This window comes from Streptomyces sp. BE20 (assembly GCF_036322525.1).
GTDB lineage: Bacteria > Actinomycetota > Actinomycetes > Streptomycetales > Streptomycetaceae > Kitasatospora.
In genome coordinates, this window is sequence record NZ_JAQYWW010000808.1 from 1 (window position 1) to 525 (window position 525).

The following is a 525-nucleotide window of genomic DNA, read 5'->3' on the forward strand; positions in this document are numbered from 1 at the left end:
GCGGGCAACCTCACCGCCCAGGTCCGCTCCATCGCCCAGGTGGCCACCGCCGTCGCGGAGGGCGACCTCTCGCCGAAGATCACCGTCACCGCGCGCGGCGAGATCCTCGAACTCAAGAACACCGTCAACACGATGGTCGACCAGCTGTCCGCCTTCGCCGACGAGGTGACCCGGGTCGCCCGCGAGGTCGGCACCGAGGGCCGGCTCGGCGGCCAGGCCGACGTGCGGGCACCGGGCCTGCGCGGCGAGCGTCCCGTCGGTGCCGTCGTGGGGGGCCTGCCGGGTCACCTCGTCCGCGAAGGGCGTGAGCGAGTCGACCATCTTGTTGTTGACGTCGGCGAGCGCCGCGACCTCGCCCTTGGCCTCCACGTTGATCTTCTGCGAGAGGTCGCCCTTGGCGACGGCGGTGGCCACCTGGGCGATGGAGCGGACCTGTCCGGTCAGGTTGCACGCCGAACCGAAGAGCGTCGCGGAGGGAAACATCCAGCACGGCCAGGAAGAACGCGCGGGGCCCCGGCGCAAGAA

At 71.6% G+C, this 525-nt stretch carries 2 pseudogenes; one reads left to right on the plus strand and one right to left on the minus strand.

The features are described 5' to 3' along the window. Window positions 1-228 (plus strand): annotated as a pseudogene (locus PUR61_RS45375) (HAMP domain-containing protein); the annotation flags it as partial. Window positions 229-366: 138 nt separating this feature from the next. On the opposite strand, the pseudogene PUR61_RS45380 reads toward PUR61_RS45375, so the two are convergent. Then, a pseudogene (locus tag PUR61_RS45380) lies at window positions 367-483 on the minus strand (HAMP domain-containing protein); the annotation flags it as partial. Window positions 484-525 lie beyond the last annotated feature (42 nt).